Source organism: Oceanobacillus sp. FSL W7-1281 (assembly GCF_037969835.1).
GTDB lineage: Bacteria > Bacillota > Bacilli > Bacillales > Amphibacillaceae > Oceanobacillus > Oceanobacillus oncorhynchi.
Genome location: NZ_CP150214.1, coordinates 3317262 through 3335634 on the forward strand (window position 1 = coordinate 3317262; position 18373 = coordinate 3335634).

At 40.9% G+C, this 18373-nt stretch carries 13 protein-coding genes; 4 read left to right on the forward strand and 9 right to left on the reverse strand.

Annotated elements, in window-relative coordinates:
* The first annotated feature begins 50 nt into the window (after nucleotides 1-50).
* Complete coding sequence (locus MKX55_RS16405) at nucleotides 51-866, forward strand: ZIP family metal transporter (protein WP_339233530.1); 816 nt, start codon at nucleotides 51-53, stop codon at nucleotides 864-866.
* A 329-nt stretch (nucleotides 867-1195) separates the two neighbouring features.
* Here the strand turns inward: MKX55_RS16405 and prpB are convergent, their stop codons facing one another.
* From prpB to mmgD, 3 genes are read right to left on the reverse strand one after another with little or no spacing between them, the layout of a single operon-like run.
* Nucleotides 1196-2107 (reverse strand): methylisocitrate lyase, encoded by a 912-nt coding sequence (prpB, locus tag MKX55_RS16410; protein WP_339233531.1) that lies wholly within the window; start codon nucleotides 2105-2107, stop codon nucleotides 1196-1198.
* Between the two features lie 15 nt (nucleotides 2108-2122).
* Nucleotides 2123-3556, reverse strand: coding sequence for a bifunctional 2-methylcitrate dehydratase/aconitate hydratase (locus MKX55_RS16415; protein WP_339233532.1), 1434 nt, complete (start codon nucleotides 3554-3556; stop codon nucleotides 2123-2125).
* A 15-nt stretch (nucleotides 3557-3571) separates the two neighbouring features.
* Complete coding sequence (mmgD, locus tag MKX55_RS16420) at nucleotides 3572-4678, reverse strand: citrate synthase (RefSeq protein WP_193064358.1); 1107 nt, start codon at nucleotides 4676-4678, stop codon at nucleotides 3572-3574.
* 246 nt (nucleotides 4679-4924) lie between these two features.
* Here mmgD and MKX55_RS16425 point away from each other — a divergent pair, with 246 nt between their 5' ends.
* The gene (locus tag MKX55_RS16425) at nucleotides 4925-5794 is read left to right on the forward strand and encodes a LysR family transcriptional regulator (RefSeq protein WP_339233533.1); all 870 of its coding nucleotides are present in this window, start codon (nucleotides 4925-4927) and stop codon (nucleotides 5792-5794) included.
* A 4-nt stretch (nucleotides 5795-5798) separates the two neighbouring features.
* Here MKX55_RS16425 and MKX55_RS16430 read toward each other — a convergent pair whose 3' ends face one another.
* The gene (locus MKX55_RS16430) at nucleotides 5799-6716 is read right to left on the reverse strand and encodes an AEC family transporter (RefSeq protein ID WP_339233534.1); all 918 of its coding nucleotides are present in this window, start codon (nucleotides 6714-6716) and stop codon (nucleotides 5799-5801) included.
* A 162-nt stretch (nucleotides 6717-6878) separates the two neighbouring features.
* Between MKX55_RS16430 and MKX55_RS16435 the strand changes: the two genes are divergently transcribed.
* Nucleotides 6879-7310, forward strand: a complete 432-nt coding sequence (locus tag MKX55_RS16435) for a DCC1-like thiol-disulfide oxidoreductase family protein (protein WP_339238551.1) — start codon at nucleotides 6879-6881, stop codon at nucleotides 7308-7310.
* A 153-nt stretch (nucleotides 7311-7463) separates the two neighbouring features.
* On the opposite strand, the gene MKX55_RS16440 is transcribed toward MKX55_RS16435, so the two are convergent.
* From MKX55_RS16440 to MKX55_RS16450, 3 genes are all read right to left on the reverse strand, one after another.
* The gene (locus tag MKX55_RS16440) at nucleotides 7464-7751 is read right to left on the reverse strand and encodes a DUF378 domain-containing protein (protein WP_042535564.1); all 288 of its coding nucleotides are present in this window, start codon (nucleotides 7749-7751) and stop codon (nucleotides 7464-7466) included.
* A gap of 150 nt (nucleotides 7752-7901) precedes the next feature.
* On the reverse strand, nucleotides 7902-9098 hold the full coding sequence (locus tag MKX55_RS16445; protein ID WP_339233535.1) for an ornithine--oxo-acid transaminase: 1197 nt from the start codon (nucleotides 9096-9098) through the stop codon (nucleotides 7902-7904).
* Nucleotides 9099-9408: 310 nt separating this feature from the next.
* A complete protein-coding gene (locus MKX55_RS16450; protein ID WP_339233536.1) occupies nucleotides 9409-12543 on the reverse strand; it encodes a DEAD/DEAH box helicase in 3135 nt (1044 codons plus the stop codon).
* Between the two features lie 246 nt (nucleotides 12544-12789).
* Here MKX55_RS16450 and MKX55_RS16455 point away from each other — a divergent pair, with 246 nt between their 5' ends.
* The gene (locus MKX55_RS16455) at nucleotides 12790-14361 is read left to right on the forward strand and encodes a peptide chain release factor 3 (protein WP_339233538.1); all 1572 of its coding nucleotides are present in this window, start codon (nucleotides 12790-12792) and stop codon (nucleotides 14359-14361) included.
* Nucleotides 14362-14557: 196 nt separating this feature from the next.
* Here the strand turns inward: MKX55_RS16455 and helD are convergent, their stop codons facing one another.
* Nucleotides 14558-16867, reverse strand: coding sequence for an RNA polymerase recycling motor HelD (gene helD / locus MKX55_RS16460; RefSeq protein ID WP_339233539.1), 2310 nt, complete (start codon nucleotides 16865-16867; stop codon nucleotides 14558-14560).
* A 268-nt stretch (nucleotides 16868-17135) separates the two neighbouring features.
* On the reverse strand, nucleotides 17136-18365 hold the full coding sequence (locus MKX55_RS16465) for a Zn-dependent hydrolase (protein WP_339233540.1): 1230 nt from the start codon (nucleotides 18363-18365) through the stop codon (nucleotides 17136-17138).
* Nucleotides 18366-18373: the final 8 nt, after the last annotated feature.

Below are 18373 nucleotides of genomic sequence, written 5' to 3' on the forward strand. Positions count from 1 at the left end.
AGTTGGTATATGTTAAATTATAATTGATTGAAAAAAAGAAGGGATATATAATGTTAGAGTTTTTTCAAAATCTTAGTCCTGTTATGCAAGCATTGGCAGCAACCATTTTCACGTGGGGAATGACTGCACTAGGGGCGGCGATTGTTTTTGCAACGAAAACAGTACATCAAAAGCTGTTAGATAGTATGTTAGGCTTTGCCGGAGGGGTTATGATAGCAGCCAGCTACTGGTCATTGCTCGGACCATCTATTGAAGCATCGACAGATAATGCTGTTGGTCCCTGGTTCCCTGCGTTAATCGGTTTCTTATTGGGAGGCGGGTTTTTATGGATTATTGATAAAATCCTCCCCCACCTTCATCCTAACGCAGAAAAGAAACAGGCTGAGGGGCTTGCAGCTGATAAAAGAAAACGCAGCACCTTGCTTGTGCTCGCTATCACGATTCATAATATTCCAGAAGGTCTGGCAGTCGGGATTGCTTTTGGCGCATTGGCAAATCACAGTACGGAAGCTGCCTTGGCCGGAGCAATTACACTAGCCATCGGGATTGGAATTCAAAACTTCCCGGAAGGTGTTGCCGTTGCCATGCCATTGCGCGGGCAGGGCATGTCACGGATGAAAAGTTTTATGTATGGCCAATTTTCCGGTTTCGTCGAGCCTATTGCAGCGGTTATCGGTGCGTTGGCAGTTGCTCATATCGAGCCGTTACTTCCTTACGCTCTCAGCTTTGCTGCCGGTGCGATGATCTTTGTTGTAGCAGAAGAGGTTATTCCAAGTTCTCAGGAGAACGGCAATAGAGATTTAGCGACAATCAGCCTGATGATTGGATTTGCGCTTATGATGGTGCTGGATGTTGCTTTGGGATAAAGTGAAACTTCAATCAAGTGGGGGGTTCTTTTCATCCCCCACTAATTGGGGCCTAAGATTACTCACACCATCGTAAAGAGTTGTTAGTTGAACGAATCGGGCCGTTACTGGCTGTTGGATCTCCCACTTAGAAATAACCATTTTCCTTTATTTCTTGAAGTGGGAGTCTTACAAAAGCTCTTCGATGGGGCGAGTAATCGCAATGGTTTTCGGCGGGACGAGTAATCGCAGTCCCAGTCCCAGCCAGTTACACTGCGATAAAATGCGGTAAGCAATAAAAAAGAGGCATTTGCGCAATCAGATAACTGATGATGCAAATGCCTCTTTTACTATTTGAAATAATCCTCAATCACCGTCTTTGCAATGCCCTGGTCCAGCTCTTCAAATTCATCGTATTGAATCGTTTCATACAGCTCTTTTCTCGTTTGCATATCCTCTAAGCCATTTTTTTGCGTACCTTCATCCCGGATAAGTCCGAAAATACGCTCATACGCTTTGGCAGCAACACGTAAAGAGGTTACCGGATAAATGACCATGCCATACCCTAAGTCCTCGAACTCCTTTGCAGTTAAATAAGGTGTTTTCCCAAACTCTGTCATATTTGCTAATAATGGTACATCTATCGCTTTAGCAACAGCCTGAAATTCTTCATTATTCTGCAATGCTTCTGGAAAAATAGCATCCGCTCCTGCATCAACATAACCTTTGGCACGGTCAATAGCGCTGTCTAATCCCTCTACCGCTCTGGCATCCGTTCTTGCTACCACGAGAAGTGTCGGTGCTACCTTTTTAATAGCAGCTATCTTTTGCATCATTTCTTCCTTGGCAACCACATTCTTCCCATTTAAATGTCCGCATTTTTTGGGAAGCTGCTGGTCCTCCAGCTGAACGGCAGCTACATTGGCTTCCACCATTTCTCTTGCTGTCCGGACAACATTCAAGACGCCGCCAAAACCGGTATCAATATCTACCAGCAGCGGTAAATTTGTCGCGCTTACGATTTCCTTTGCTCTCTCAGCTACCTCTGTAGAAGTAACGATTCCTAGATCCGGCAATCCCTTACTTGCTGTATAGGCAGCTCCTGATAAATACAGTGACTGAAATCCAGCCTGTTTTGCTACTAAGCCAGCCATCGCATCATGTGCTCCGGGTATTTGCAATATCCCCTTCTCGTCTGCCATCTTTCGAAATTTCTCAGCTAATTCATGCTGTGGTATTGGGCTATCTACAATCCAAGCCATTTTTTCCTCACCCTTCTAATCTAAAAATAATTCGATAAAATCTGTAATCGGCATCTGTTTTATCGTATCATAATTAACACTTTGTTTCTTGATGTGCGCGGTTTGTTTTTCCGTAAATTGAGTTGCTACATTCGCTTCGTATTTTTTGATTATTTGCGGAAATGCTTCCTCCCGGCGGAACCGGTGACCTAAAGGATATTCACAATCCACCATCTCGGTGGAAGTGCCATCTGTAAAATGTACCTGTACCGCATTTGCAATAGAACGCTTCTCCGAATCTAAATATTCTTCCGTATAACGCTTATTTTCGGTTACCGTCATTTTATCACGAAGTTCGTCAATCCGCGGATCTTTTGCCGCATCATCCTCATAATCCTCCGCTACAATATTTCCTTTTAATAATCCAACCGCTGTAATGTACTGCAGGCAATGGTCTCTGTCCGCCGGGTTATGCAGCGGTCCTTTTTTATCAATGATACGGATAGCAGATTCATGTGTAGCTATCGTAATTTCTTTAATTTCATCAATACGGTCAACTACTTCAGGATGTAATTGAACAGCTGCCTCTGCTGCGGTTTGTGCATGAAATTCTGCCGGAAAAGATACCTTGAACAATACATTTTCCATGACATAGCTTTCAAGCGGTCTGCTTAATACAATATCCTTCCCTTTGAAGAGCACGTCTTGAAAACCCCATCCTTCTGCACTCAAAGCAGTTTGATAGCCCATTTCTCCTTTAATGGCCATCAATGCCAGGCGAACGGCACGGCTTGTCGCATCTCCTGCTGCCCATGATTTTCTAGAGCCTGTATTCGGAAAATGACGATACGTCCGCAAGCTGGAATTATCAATCCAGGCATTGGATAATGCATTGACAATTTCTTCTTTTCCGCCGCCCAGCATTTTAGTCACTACTGCGGTTGTTGCAATTTTAACGTATAAGACATGGTCCAGGCCAACACGGTTCAAGCTGTTTTCTAAAGCAAGGATGCCTTGTATTTCATGTGCTTTAATCGACATCTCCAAGACCTCTTCTACAGTTAAACGAGCTTCTCCTTTTTGCTGGCGCAGCTGACTCACATAATCAGCCACAGCTAAAATGCCTCCCAAGTTATCGGAAGGGTGCCCCCATTCCGCTGCAAGCCAAGTATCATTATAATCCAGCCAGCGTATCATTGTCCCGATATTAAATGCTCCCTGCACAGGATCAAGAACATGTGGTGTTCCCGGTACTCTCACGCCATTCGGAACTACAGTGCCTGGAACAATAGGTCCTAACAGCTTCGTGCATTCCGGGTAATTTAAAGCAAGAATACCGCAGCCAATCGTATCAATCAGTACATGATGAGCTGTTTTATAAGCCTCTTCACTTGTAATTTCTTTATTTAATACATAGTCCGCAATTTCTTCTAAAAGTTGATCGGTCTGATTTGTTTTTACTGATTCCATTTGAATGTCCTCCTCTTAATAGCTTTTTCCTGTGTATTCTACTCTTGGTCTGAAAATCCGATTATTATCATGCTGTTCGATAATATGGGCCGCAAGCCCTGCTGTTCTGGCACTGAAGAAAATTGGTGTATAAAGCGGTATTGGAATACCAAGCTTCCAATAAACCGGAGCTGCATAATAATCTAAGTTAGGATATAACCCCTTCTCTTCCCTCATAATTTCTTCTCCAGCTTCACACATCTTTAAAAGCGTATCATCATTATCTCTTTCACATAGTTTCCGCAGCGCTTCTTTTGTAATCGTTGCCCGGGGATCCATTTTCTTCATGTATACCCGATGTCCAAACCCCATGATTTTTTCCTTATTTTGAAGCTTATGGCGAATGAGCGCTTCAAACCCGTCTACAGAATCGACTTCCTGCAGCATATACATGACTGCTTCATTTGCTCCGCCATGTAAATGTCCTTTTAGGGAAGATATAGCTCCAGTCAGCGCGCCGTACATATCAGCGTTTGTAGAAGCAATCACACGGGAGGCAAAGGTTGAATTAGGCATCTCATGCTCACTGTAGAGTAATAAGAGCTGATCAAAAATTTCCACCTCCAGATTGGACGGTTTTTTTCCTGTAATCATATAGAGGAAATTGGCGCTATAGCCGAGGCTTTCATCCGGGCTGGCAATCGCTTTGCCCTCTGTAGCAAAATAGCTGTTTACCGTAATAAAAGGCAATTGACCTAACAATTCATAGGCCCGCTGTTTATTTTCCTTGTTCGAACGGTTTTCAAGGTCCGTATCGTATCCGGCTAATAATGAGATAACCGTACGCATCCCATCCATTGGATGCATGCCCTTTGGCAGCAGATTAAATACAGGCAAGGTATCTTCAGGCAGGCTATAATACCCTTTAATATTATCTTCCAGACTGCTCTTTTCCTCCTGGCTTGGAATATATCCTTCCAGTAATAAATGGACGACATCAAAATACGTTTTATCTTTCGCTAATGCAATTAAATCCTCTCCGCGAATAACTATTTTTTCCCGATCAACATCTAAAAAAGAAATTTCTGTTCGCGCCGCAATCACACCATCTAAACCAGGAACAAACCCTTCACTTGTACGCATTATTTCTCCTCCTTCAATTTGAAAGCGTCATCATTTATTCTTTTGAGATATACAGAGCTTATAGTTGCCAAGCCATTGGTTCACTTATGCAGGCAGCAAAGCATAGAGAAGCATGTGTTGAATAAAAATCCCCAATAAAACGTTTTCCTATATCCAGTATAACCTTGAATAGAATATTAGAAAAATATATAATTCAAATTAATAACGATAGATTTTTTCTATATCTTAATAATAGGAGGAGAAGCCTTGAATTTACAAGACTGGAAAATGCTTGCCGCCCTTTACGAAACAGAAAATATCACACTGGCAGCACATCAATTATTTTTATCTCAACCAACCTTAACTACAAGAATTCAAAAGCTGGAAAATCATTATGGTGTCCCGCTTATTCTAAGGAAGCGGCGCGGCATCATGTTTACTCCAGAGGGGGAAGAGCTGGCACAGCACGCAAAAAGAATGCTGCTGGAACAGCGTAAAATGGAGGAAAAACTCAGCAATATGCAGGAGGAAGTAAAGGGAACATTACGGGTTGGTGTTTCTAATTTCTTTGCGGCAAATAAAATGCCGAAGCTGCTGCAGCTGTTTAAAGAAAAATATCCGGAGGTAGAATGCCAGGTTGTCACTGGATGGAGCAGCGACATGCACCGGCTGTTATTAAATCATGATGTACATATCAGCTTTATTAAAGGAAATTATGCTTGGAAGGAAAAGAAGGCGCTATTATACGAGGAGGAAATCTGTGTTGCCTCTCCTTGGGATTTTGCATGGGATACCCTTCCCAAGCTCCCAAGAGTAGACTATTACACAGACGAGCATATGCGTATGCTATTAGATGACTGGTGGCATCAAAATTATATCGAACAGCCGAATATTACCATCCATGTCAATCAAGTAGAGACTTGCAAAGAGATGGTTGTTCATGGTCTCGGTTATGCGATTGTCGCTAATCTGGTCGTCCGCCCGCACCCCGAGCTGTTTATTAAACCAATTACGGGAGCATCCGGTGAGCCTTTAAAGAGACAAACCTGGATGTACTATCAGGAAGATACCTTACAAATGAATATTGTCCGGGCGTTTGTTAATTTTGTTCAAACATTGGATGTAAAAGCATTATAAGGAACTAATGATATGCCACAAAGCTTGCCAGCACCCAAATCAGCAGAAAGCTTAAAATGATAGTTATATTCACTATGGTTCCGGCTATTTTTGCGTTATATCTGTATCTTATTGCATACACCACAGCTGTTGTGGAAGTTGGCAAAATAAAACCAATTAGAACCGTGTTGGCCAGCATCGGATAATCTGAAAACAACCAAAAAAGGCTGAAACCGAGAACCAGTCCAGCTCCATACTTCACAGCTAAATACTTCCCTATCAGAGGAAACCATGATTTCTCAAAGGAAAAATTTAAATAAAGTCCAAGTAACAGCAAGGACAATGGCATATTCGCCGCAGAGATAATCTCTGCGGTATCCAATAAGAACGGCGGCAAATGAAAATCAAATATGTTTAAAGCAACGACAAACATATAGGTTAAAAATGGAATAGATCGGAGTAATGGACTGACCGTTTCCCGCAAATAAAATTTCGATGATCCGTTTGCAAAATAACTGGCAATAAAGAAACATAATCCGAATACAATCACAGCATTACCTACGTCAAACATACCAAAATATTGGATACCTTCTCTGCCCCAGATAGCTTCTACAAGAGGAAAGGCAAACAAGCCGACATTGACACCCGGCATCATCATGATTGCCATTCCTTTTAAATCAGTATCTGCAGAGCGAAAAGCAAAAAAACCGGCCGCAGCAGCGACAAGTCCAAATAAAATCGCAATGAAAATAAGGGATACAAGCGGCAGCGTTACCTCCATTTGATTAAAAGTAACAAGCACTAACGCAGGCAAAGTAATATTAAAAACGATTCTGGCTATAGTCTGTCCATCCGATTCCTTTAAAATTTTTGTCCTTTTAAAGAAATAACCAAGTAAAATAATAAATACAGAAATAATAAATTGTTGCTGAAACCCTTCCAAAATTTTCTACTCCTTCAGTACACATAAATATACAAATGCTATCATATCACAGTCTCTATGGAGTTTATACAGAAAGGGCTTATCGTTCATTCTTTATAAAAATAATGTATCTGTGTTACAGTGAAGTTGTATGACATTTGTAAAGAAGGATTGTGTGAGGTGATGCAAGTGAAACTTATCTTATTTGATGGGGAATGTCATATTTGCGACAGCTTCGTGCAGTTTATTCTAAATAAAGATAACGAAAACCAATTTCTTTTTATTTCCCTGCAGAGTGAGGCAGGAGAATTTATAAGAAAAAAATATCGGGTGCCGAATGACCTCGACAGCGTACTGCTGATCGATGGAGAGAAAATTTTTATCAAATCAGATGCTGCTTTACGAGTAGTAAAGTATTTAGCGTTTCCTTGGAGAATGCTGACAGCTGGTAAAGTTCTTCCATATTTTATCCGGGATACTCTCTATGATTTTGTGGCACGCAACAGGCATAAATGGTTTGAGAAAAAACAAAGCTGCCGCCTGCCCACCGCGCAAGAACGAAAGCAATTTGCAGAAACAATCAAGGATTTAGAGGAACAAAAACCTTCCGAATAAAATAAAACATCATTTCCGGAGGTTCTTCCCCATCTCCCTGGAAATGTCGGCTGCCCCATCCAATTACCGCTTTAAGCTGTTTTAAAGCGAAAAAACAGTAATGGATGAAAAGGCAGCCGTATTTTATTTATTCAAAAGGTTATTTTTGTTTCATTATTTATCGTCAATTTCTTCTTCAATGCCATGTTCCTCACTGAACTCTGTTTGGAAGCCTGTCTGCAAATGATCTGAATCCTGAACAGGCTCACCAACTCCAGAGAATAAAGTGGTAAGATAATAAATAGCACTAATTCCAACGAGTCCATAAATAATTCGAGAAAGAACAGCCGTCTGTCCGCCAAAAATTGCGGATACTAGATCAAATTGAAAAAATCCAATCAGTCCCCAGTTAATAGCACCAATAATCAATAACGTAACTGCAATTGCATGTAGTGTTTTCACTGTTTCTCACCTCCTCACAGCTTATCTTTTGCCTAATGATTTATTTCCATACTGGCACTGTTTGGGAATTAATAACGTACTGCCTCAGAAAAGGCTGGCACACCATAAAAAAGCCCCAATGAAAATTCATTGGGACGCAAAAAAATATATTTAATTCGCCTGCAGCACTTTCTTTATTTTATCCAGTGCCCAGTCAAGCTCTTCTTTCGTAATCACTAACGGCGGGGCAAAACGAATGGTGGTTTCATGGGTTTCTTTACACAGAATGCCGTTTTCCTTCAACGCTTCACAAATCGGCCGGACGGGCTTAGTAAATTCTACACCGATAAATAATCCTCTAGCCCGAACCTCCTTCAAATCAGGATGGCTGATAGCCGATAATTCAATTGCAAAGTATTCGCCCAGTTCAAGTGATTTATCAATCAGTTCCTCTTCTTCAATCACATCCAATGCCGCCATCGAAACAGCACAGGCTAATGGATTACCTCCAAATGTTGAGCCATGTGAACCGGGCGTAAATACATCCATAATCGCTTTATTAGCGGCAATGGCAGAGATAGGAAGCACTCCTCCGCCTAATGCTTTCCCCATCACATAAATATCCGGCTCTACATTTTCCCATTCACAGGCAAACATTTTTCCTGTGCGGGCAAAACCAGTCTGTACTTCATCAGCAATAAATAATATATTTTCTTCATCACATATTTTTCGAACTTCCTGCAGATAGCCTTCCGGCGGGATAAGAATACCTGATTCTCCTTGAATCGGCTCGATAATAATTGCTGCCGTATTTGGTGTGATGGTTTCTTTTAACGCTTGAATATCTCCATAATTTATCTTATATATCCCAGGTACAAAAGGGCCATAGTTTGTAGTTGCATCCGGGTCATTGGACAATGAAATCGCATTCATTGTTCTGCCATGGAAATTTCCTTTTGCAGCAATAATCTCCGCTTGATTATCATCAACATCCTTTTTTTCATATGCCCATCTGCGTGCTGCTTTTATCGCTGTTTCTACTGCTTCTGCTCCAGTATTCATCGGCAGAACTTTATCTTTATTTGTTAATTTCGCAAGGCGCTCTGTCCAAGGCCCTAATAGTTCATTATGAAAAGCTCTTGAAGTAAGTGTGACTTTATCTGCCTGATCTTTCAGTGCTTGAATAATCTTTGGGTGCCGATGTCCCTGATTGACAGCAGAGTATGCGCTTAGCATATCCATGTATTTATTTCCTTCAGGATCCTTCACCCAGACTCCTTCTGCTTCTGCAACAACCACCGGTAACGGATGATAGTTATTTGCACCATAGGCAGAGGTTAGTTCCATGATTTCTTTTGATGTCACCATAATAAGCAGCCTCCCTTGATTTCATGCAAAGTTATTCGTTCTCTTCTTAAGCATAATCATTTGTTTAACAAAACGTCAAGCTTCTTATTGATTAGATATATTTTTTTCTTTTTATCTCTTCACCAAAATCCATGGGTAACATAATAGATACAAATTTGCTGTAAAGCGACCGCTACGGAAATACACTACACTAGCTAGTTGCTTATATCACATTTAATTATATTTTCCAACTATAGATTTTGTTATTGAACCTTCCTTTTAAGAATTTAAAAGAGAAGAGGCCTTACCTCTTCCCTTTAAGCTGTTTCTTTTATTCCAGCGTTCCCAGCAGCAGCTTCTCTACGTCTTCATCCGTCAGCTGATTGTTCCACAAATCCTTGGTTTGTACCATCTGTTCAATCAGATTTCTTTTTTTCTGCTGGAGCTCGAACATTTTATCTTCAATGGTTCCTTCGGTCAGCATCCGAATCACGGTAACATCTTCTGTTTGACCGATTCGATGTGCACGATCGATTGCCTGGTCTTCTACTGCCGGGTTCCACCATGTATCGTATAAAATAACCGTATCAGCACCCACTAAATTTAATCCAGTACCGCCAGCTTTCAGCGAAATCAGACAAATATCATTTTTTCCCTGATTAAAAGCGCGGCAGAGTTGGACCCGTTCCTCAGCAGGTGTTTGTCCGTCCAAATAAAAGTAGGAAATTTCCTCAGCCCTTAATAAATCGCCTATTCGCTGCAGCATTTGTGTAAATTGAGAAAAAATCAACAGACGTTTTCCAGAACGCTTGGCATCCTTCACAATTTCCATCAGCCGCTTAAGTTTAGCTGACTCTCCATGATAATCCCGTACAAATAATGCCGGATCACAGCAAATTTGTCTTAATCGAGTCAACCCCGCTAAGATACGAATACGATTTTTACGAATCGTTGCACGGTCCAAATGTTTAAATTTAGGATGTCTTAACTTGGATAAATAGGAAATATAGATTTGTTTTTGTTCTTCCGTCAGCGGAACACGTTCAATATATTCCGTTTTGGTCGGCAAGTCCTGCAGCACATCCTTTTTCTCTCTCCGCAGCATAAATGGGTGAACTCTTCTCAGCACCTGGTCATTAGTAAGCCAGGAAAAATCCTTTAAGCCGCCGAGTAATTCAGGAAATATAATATGAAAAATCGACCATACATCCTCTACTTTATTTTCTAATGGCGTGCCTGTTAACGCAAACTGATAATCGGCTGTTAATTTCTTTACTGTACGGAAAACCTGTGTTGCCGGATTTTTAAAGGTTTGCGCCTCGTCAAAAATAATCGTCTGGAAAGCAGCCTTCTTCTTCAGCCAATCGATTTCATTTTTCAATACACCATAGGAAACAATCCATACATCCTGTTCTTTAAATGCTTTCTTTTTTTGATTTCTTTCTTTAACGGTACCTTCCAATATATCAACGGAAAAAGCCGGTGCAAATAATTCCCATTCCTGCTTCCACTGATGGCTCAGCGAGGTCGGACAGACAATCAGAATAGGTGCTTTTTTCTCTTGCTGCTGAAATTTCGTGATACAAAAAGCAATAGCCTGCACGGTTTTTCCTAACCCCATTTCATCTGCCAGAACACCGCCCAGTCCAGCTTCAGCCACCGCCAGCATCCAGCGTACGCCATCCTGCTGATAAGGTTTTAAAATCGGCTCAATTTCTTTTGCGATTGGATACTTCTCCTTTGCCGGCACCTGAATAGCATGAATCATTTCCTTCACAGCTGCCCCGTCAGCCAAATAACCGTTATCCTCCATCCGGTGGGCAAATGACAAACCCTCCTTCAGCGACAGCTCAATTTCCTCCAGAATTTCAGAAGGTGTCATCGAAACGGAAAGCAGATATTTTTCTAATTCTTTTACCTCCTCTGTTTCCAATGTCAGAAAAGAACCATCCTTTAAGCGATAGTAAGGCCGCTTTTCTTCTATCGCTTCCAGAATCTGTCGAACCTCCTGCTCCCAAAAACCTTTCACTTGAAAGGCAAAAGAAAGCCAATTTGTTCTGTCACGCTTATGCTTCACACGTACAATTGGCTGAAACCGCTTCTTGCTGATTTGATTACGAACGGCATTCGTTACAAAAACATCGGCCATCTTATACAATACTGGTAAATGATGATATAAGAAATCATATTCCAGCTGTTCATTTTGCAGAATAAAACTGCCTCCCGTATTCGCAAATCCACTTCTTTCCAGAAAAACAATAATTTCTGCTTCCTTTTCTTTATCCCGGCGAATCAGACTTGTTTTCTCAAATGGCGTTATCTTTTTATCTCCATATTGGAATTCCACACCAGCCAGAAGACGATTATGGACCCGATCTATATAAACACCAGCTTTCAGCGGAATATTAAGATGCTTTAGCATTCCTGTCCTATCCTCCACTTCACCAACCCGCTCTAAAAGTGCTGAGATAGAAACCATTTGCTCCCTGCTGACAACGATGGTTTGTGTTTGCTTTTGCCATAACTGCTCGCATAAAGTAATCAGCTGCTTTTCTTCTTCTGTTAATAAATAAAGGGATCCGCTCTGATAAATAAGCTGATAAGCAAGCAAAAAAATTGTAGCTTTCCTTTCTCGAAAAGCGATGGAATAATTTGCATCTGACTGATAGACACGAAAAGAAAGCGGAGGCAGTGCATCATAAAAATGTAATGGCTGCTTATGATAATCATCTGCCTCCATATAAAGGGATACCAGCGGGCTTGCAGATAGTAATTTCTCCATACGTTCCCAAGCTGAAGCCGGGATCGAAATCCAGCTTGTTTTATCCTCAAGGGGCTTGCCAATCATCTGCTGATCCTCATAGACATGGATAAGCTGTTCTAAAATCTGATTGCAGTCATCTTCAAAATAAAATTTGCTTGCATCAAAGGATAGATTATCAGCAATTGAAAAATGCCTTCCGCTCTTCAGTGCTTCTAAAAAAGCAATAATATCATGGACGATTTTTCCATCGATTTGAACAGTCATTTGCAATGCGGTCCGTTCCGGTTCTGCTGGAATACACAGGTAAAAATGAATCGGAATAGCCTGCCTTGTCTCAAAATAGCCGCGCTGACGAAATTCCTTATCCGGCTTTCCTGTCAGCGACGGTGTGGCAGCTTCCGGCTCTCCTGTTTCGTGGATACCGATTAAGACCGCAGCGATATGCTGACAATCTAATGTATAAGATCCGAGCTTCGGACAGCTGCACGCAGTGCTCTCTATTTTATTATTTCGATACGTGACTGTAATATGAAAATCATCCGTGGTTCTGACCGTTCCAATCAGCTGCTGTTCCAAAAAGGTTAACTGCACATTCCCCTTTTTCCACAGACGCTCTCCATATTTATAAGACAACTCTCCGCATCGTTCTTTTATTTCTTGTTTGGATACCCATACCATTTCCCGCACGACCTTTTCATTCATTTCACATACTTTAATTTCACGCTGTCAAAACTAATATCTGATTGACTTTTTTTATTATATTACCTGATTTCTATTTCACGAAAGAGGTTAAATTGTAGTATGATATATCTATTGCATATTATAAAGCAACAATAGGCAAACATCTAATAAACCAATGATGATTTTTAAACATTAGCTTCTGATCTATAAACAATCACGTATAAAGCTGTAAAAAATGGATCAGTCTATGATAGAAAGGATTTCACTATGTCAATTCAAGAAGAAGTACAGAAAAGAAAAACATTTGCGATCATCTCGCATCCCGATGCCGGGAAAACAACGATGACGGAAAAATTATTATTATATGGTAACCTTATCCGTTCAGCTGGAACAGTCAAAGGGAAAAAATCCGGCAAATTCGCTACCTCCGACTGGATGGAAATCGAGAAACAACGTGGTATTTCGGTTACATCCAGTGTCATGAACTTTGAATATGAAGGCTTTCATATCAATATTTTAGACACCCCGGGACACGAAGATTTCAGTGAGGATACGTACCGGACCTTAACTGCAGTTGACAGCGTTGTGATGATTATTGATTCTACGAAAGGAATTGAAGCACAGACAATCAAGCTGTTCAAGGTTTGCCGGATGCGCGGAATTCCTATCTTTACCTTCATGAATAAATTAGACCGGGAAGGAAAAGAGCCGCTAGCTTTATTGGAGGAATTAGAAGAGGTATTAGAAATCGATACGTATCCAATGAACTGGCCGGCTGGTATGGGCAAAGGCTTCCTCGGAATTTTTGATCGGGAAAATGAACAATTTGTACAGCATCATCCAGGAGCAGAGGAAAGCTATATCCCTTATAAAGAATTAGAAAATCACCCAGAGTTAACCGAAAATGGAACCTACCAAGATGCCATTAATGAATTAGAGCTGGTGGAGGAAGCTGGAAATACCTATTCGGAAGAAGCCATTTTAAACGGCGAATTAACTCCTGTTTTCTTCGGAAGCGCCCTTTCCCCATTTGGCGTGCAAACATTTTTTGATTCCTTTATCCGCTTAGCACCGAGTCCGACACCGCGTAAGTCGACCAAAGGAGCCGTAAAACCGGAAGAAGAAGACTTTTCTGGATTTATTTTTAAAATCCAAGCCAATATGAATCCTGCCCACCGTGATCGAATTGCTTTTCTACGTGTTTGTTCCGGAAAATTCACACGCGGGATGAGTGTTGCGTTAGCCCGGACCGGGAAAGAATTAAAACTCGCTCAATCTCAACAAATGGTGGCGTCTTCCAGAGAAACCATCGAAGAAGCATACGCCGGTGATATTATCGGTATTTATGATCCCAATGCCTACCAAATTGGAGATACACTGCTGACCGGCAAAGAAAAATATGAATTTGATGAACTGCCGCAATTCCCGCCGGAAATCTTTAAAAAAGTCATGGCGAAAAATGCATTGAAGTCGAAGCAATTTCGTAAAGGAATTGAACAGCTTGTTCAGGAAGGCGCTATTCAGCTGTTCCGGGACAAATTAACAGATTCCTTTATTTTAGGCGCCGTCGGAGAATTACAATATCAGGTTTTCACCTACCGTATGGAAAATGAGTACAACGCCGAAGTAATCATGGAGCCGATTGGTGAACGGATTCCAAGATGGCTAAAGCCTGAGCAGGCAGATGCTTCCTTGTTTGATTCCGGAAACCTGCTGGTACGTGACCGCCAGGATCAGCCTCTCGTGCTGTTCCGAAATGAATTTGCATTAAACTGGTTTAAAGATAAAAATCCAGATATTGAGCTGATTGACCTTTTTGAGACGAATAATTATCAATAAGAAAGAAAATGGAGACTGGATTGGATGGAATTCAGTCTCCATTTTTTTATTTGCCAACCTGCACAGGAAAAAACTGCAACATAGGATTTCCCTTGTGCCTCAGTATTGAAAATCGCCCAGGCAGTTACACTGCAAATAAAAAAAGGATTTCCAAACCTTTATCACAAGGTATGGAAATCCTTTTTCACACTTTCTCTCACCTTTCCACAATCGTCGCATACCTGTATTTCTCTTTAGGAACCTCACTTAAGAAAGGAGACATTTTATCAGAATATAACAGGGCCAGATCATGCATAGCACGGGTACACGCGGTATAAAGCAAATATTTATCTGTAGGATGTGAATACACTTCACTGGAAGCATCTGCAAGAATTACCGCGTCAAATTCAATCCCCTTCGCTAGATAAACTGGGACAACCACGACCCCTTTTTGATAGGTTTTGGTATGCTCATTAATTTGTTTAATATCTATTTCTTTACGCAGCTGTTGATATATTTTATCACAGGCGCCTGCCGTCTTTGCTATAATGGCAATCGTTTCATATCCGTTTTGCTGCTTCTCTTCTATTTTATGAAGCAATGCATCCTTTTCAGAAATGGATTTTGTCAATTGAATGACCTCTGGAAGTGAACCACTGCGTTCAAACGGTTCAACCGGTTCACTGCTCGGTGAAAAGTATGATGTGAAATCTGCAATCGGCTTCGTTGAGCGATAGCTTTTCGTTAATACAATCCGCTCTGTACTTTCCTTAAACGAAATATCCTCCTGAATCGGATTTTCCTCCGATGCATAGGAATAAATCGCCTGGTTTACATCCCCAAGCAGTGTAAAACTGGCATACGGATAAAGATGTCTTAAATAAGCAAATTGAAAAGGCGTATAATCCTGTGCCTCATCCATAACAATCAAATGTACGGGCCGAGTGACCTGGTGGCCAATCATTTCCCCTTTAAAGTAGTTATAAGCTGTTGCCAATTCCCATGGAAGCTGTTTTTTCCGGAGCTGCCTAATTGCTTCTGCTTTATATTGTTGAAGCGCACTGGTTCCATTCAATTCTGCGATAAAGTCCATATACATTTTAAATGTATTAATAAAACGGTTCTGACGGATCATATTTTGCAATGGAGCGAATGTTTTACGAATAATTTTCTCTCTCAAAACCTTTTCTTCATCTTGGATACTGCTTTCTTCATGTTCATTTTCTGCTTCATGATAAGCTTTCATATAGTCATCTTTGGTTAACAGCTGGATTTGATCCAAAACCCAATCCTTTTTGATTTCTTCCTTTTGGAATGCACGAATGCGCTGCAGCAGCCAATTTCTTAACTGCTCCATTTTATTTGGAAGACGCATATCCTTCTCCAAGGATGCAAAATAATCTTCAATCTCTTTCTTATCAATGAGCAATTCATTTCGAAAACGGATGGATCGGAAAACAAGATTTGTTTGATTTAATTTCTCTAAATGCTGATTAATTGTGTCCATAAAAGCCGTACTGGAAAAATACTGAATTGCATCCCTTAATGATTTTTGTTTTTCTTCTTCTAACCCCATCAGCTTTTCAATCTGTTCAAAGGGGGTGTCTACATGCAATGCTTTATCTGTTCCTTTGAGAACGAATTGATGAAAGGTTTGCTGGTTGACCGGCTCCTCTCCCAATTCAGGGAGCACATTTGCTACGTAGCTTGTAAATAAATCATTCGGAGATAATAGCAGCACCTGGTCCGCTGTCAAATTAGTCCGATGATGATAAAGTAAATAGGCAATACGCTGTAATGCTGCAGATGTTTTTCCACTTCCCGCTGCACCTTGTACAACAAGCACCTTACTGCCGCGATGGCGGATAACGGCATTTTGCTCTTGCTGAATCGTGGAAACAATCGATTTCATTTGCGTATCAGCCGCCCCGCTTAAGCTTTCCTGGAGCATCTCATCTATAATGGTTACGGACGTATCAAAGATTCCTTTCATTTTTCCATTTCGAATCATATATTGGCGTTTTAAACTCATATCGCCATAAACAGTTTCTTCCTCCGTCCGATACTCTACCGGGCCTGGAGCATAGTCATAATAAATACTGGAAATAGGAGCCCGCCAGTCATAGATAAGAAAATCCTTCTCTTCTTCATCCATTAACGAAGAAGTGCCAATATAAATTTTCTCGATTTCTTCACTGCCTTCTTCCTGAAAATCAACTCTCCCAAAATAAGGCTGGTTTTTCAGTCGTTCTAATTGGTTCATCCGCTGATAATTTTTTCCGTAATGCCGCTCTTTCTGTGCGAGGATATTAGATTGCTGCTTAATACTTTCCTGTGTTTCAATAATGTCATCCATTTCGTCCATATTAACGGTAATATCATCCCAGAATGTTTTACGTAATTCAACGACATCTTCCTTCACCTTGGAGGATTGTTCCTTCAAAGCATGTTGTTTCATATCAATAATATCTAATACCTTCTCTAGTCGCTGATATTCAAATTCATGGCTATCCCTTTGCTTATCCATCAACTTCCCCCTTTATTTCCGAAAACAACTATTGACGTACTTATTGTTATAATGTATAATTATACTATATGGATATATATTGTTTTATATATCTTTAACTTTTATATTTTACCATCATTACATAAATTAATCAATACATCTACAAAAGCCGGCTTGAATTTTTCAGCGGGCTTTTTTATTGACCATTTTTTACTCCATCGTTTCTTCTTTTTATTATCATAACATATATGATATAACCTATTAAAAAAATCCCAGTGCCAAATCGACACTAGGATTTTCCCGTTAATTTTAATGCAGTTTCATATAATACTTCGATACCTGCAGCCAGCTCATGGGTTGCGGTCCATTCCTCCGGACAATGGCTCAGCCCGTCTTTACTCGGTACAAAAATTAAACCGACATCTGTTATATCGGAAAGGACCATCGCATCATGTCCCGCTCCGCTGTGCATGTTGATAAAAGAAGTATTTAGCTCCGCACAGGATGCTTCAAGCAGCGAACGAATTTCCTTATTCAGTTCCTTAGGCTGCATGTATAAGGACTGCTCTACTGCAGTCTGAATACCATTGGCTTCCCAAGAGCGAACCAGATCTTTTACTTTCTGCACGACATTTTTTACATGTGCTTCTTTGCTGGAACGGATATCAACAGAGAAAACAACTTTATCCGGAATTACATTTGCTCCGTTTGGAAATACCTGATGTCTTCCTACTGTTGCTACAGTTCCTTCCCCTTCTTCCAATGCAATCTGCGGCAGTCTGGTAATGATATTGGCAGCTGCTACCAGTGCATCTGAACGCCGATCCATCGGTGTTGTACCAGCATGTCCTGCTTTCCCGTCAATCGTTACCTCTAATTGCGTTAATCCGACGATAGATTCCACAACTCCCACGGAAATCTGCTCTTCTTCTAGTATAGGACCTTGTTCAATATGCATTTCTAAAAATGCTTTGATTGTTTCTAAATCTCGTTTCACCTCTAATGAAGGATCTAAACCAATCTTTTTCATTGCTTCGGGAACAGAGATACCGTCCTTATCTTTGATCTCTTGGATATCATCCTTTGAAAGATATCCGGCAATTCCTCTGGAGCCCATTAAACCGCCGCCAAACCTTGATCCTTCTTCTTCAATCATCGCAATAATTTCTAATGGATATACCGGCTTAACTTTATTATCCTGGAATAATGCAGCGATTTCTAGACCGGCAATCACACCAGCCGGACCGTCATAATCTCCGCCATGAGGAACACTGTCAAAGTGAGACCCTACGATTACACTTGGCGCGTCCTTCTTTTCACCTTCCAGCTTGCCAAAAATGTTGCCGAGACCGTCTTCTCTTACCTCTAATCCATATGCTTCCATCTGCCCTTTAATATAGGTACGGGCTTGTAAATCTTCTTCACTGTAAGTCAAGCGCGTGGTTCCTTCGTTTGGCGTCGCTGTGTATCTGCTTAATGCTTTAATATGTTTTTCAATTCTTTCCTGATTTGCTTTCACGTAATGAT

Excerpts from the sequence above, each read along its gene's own strand:
- MKX55_RS16405 (WP_339233530.1), top strand. The coding sequence starts at position 51 with ATGTTAGAGTTTTTTCAAAATCTTAGTCCTGTTATGCAAGCATTGGCA.
- prpB (WP_339233531.1), bottom strand. The coding sequence starts at position 2,107 with ATGGCTTGGATTGTAGATAGCCCAATACCACAGCATGAATTAGCTGAG.
- MKX55_RS16415 (WP_339233532.1), bottom strand. The coding sequence starts at position 3,556 with ATGGAATCAGTAAAAACAAATCAGACCGATCAACTTTTAGAAGAAATT.
- mmgD (WP_193064358.1), bottom strand. The coding sequence starts at position 4,678 with ATGCGTACAAGTGAAGGGTTTGTTCCTGGTTTAGATGGTGTGATTGCG.
- MKX55_RS16435 (WP_339238551.1), top strand. The coding sequence starts at position 6,879 with ATGCAAGTGAAACTTATCTTATTTGATGGGGAATGTCATATTTGCGAC.
- MKX55_RS16445 (WP_339233535.1), bottom strand. The coding sequence starts at position 9,098 with ATGGTGACATCAAAAGAAATCATGGAACTAACCTCTGCCTATGGTGCA.
- MKX55_RS16450 (WP_339233536.1), bottom strand. The coding sequence starts at position 12,543 with ATGAATGAAAAGGTCGTGCGGGAAATGGTATGGGTATCCAAACAAGAA.
- MKX55_RS16455 (WP_339233538.1), top strand. The coding sequence starts at position 12,790 with ATGTCAATTCAAGAAGAAGTACAGAAAAGAAAAACATTTGCGATCATC.
- helD (WP_339233539.1), bottom strand. The coding sequence starts at position 16,867 with ATGGATAAGCAAAGGGATAGCCATGAATTTGAATATCAGCGACTAGAG.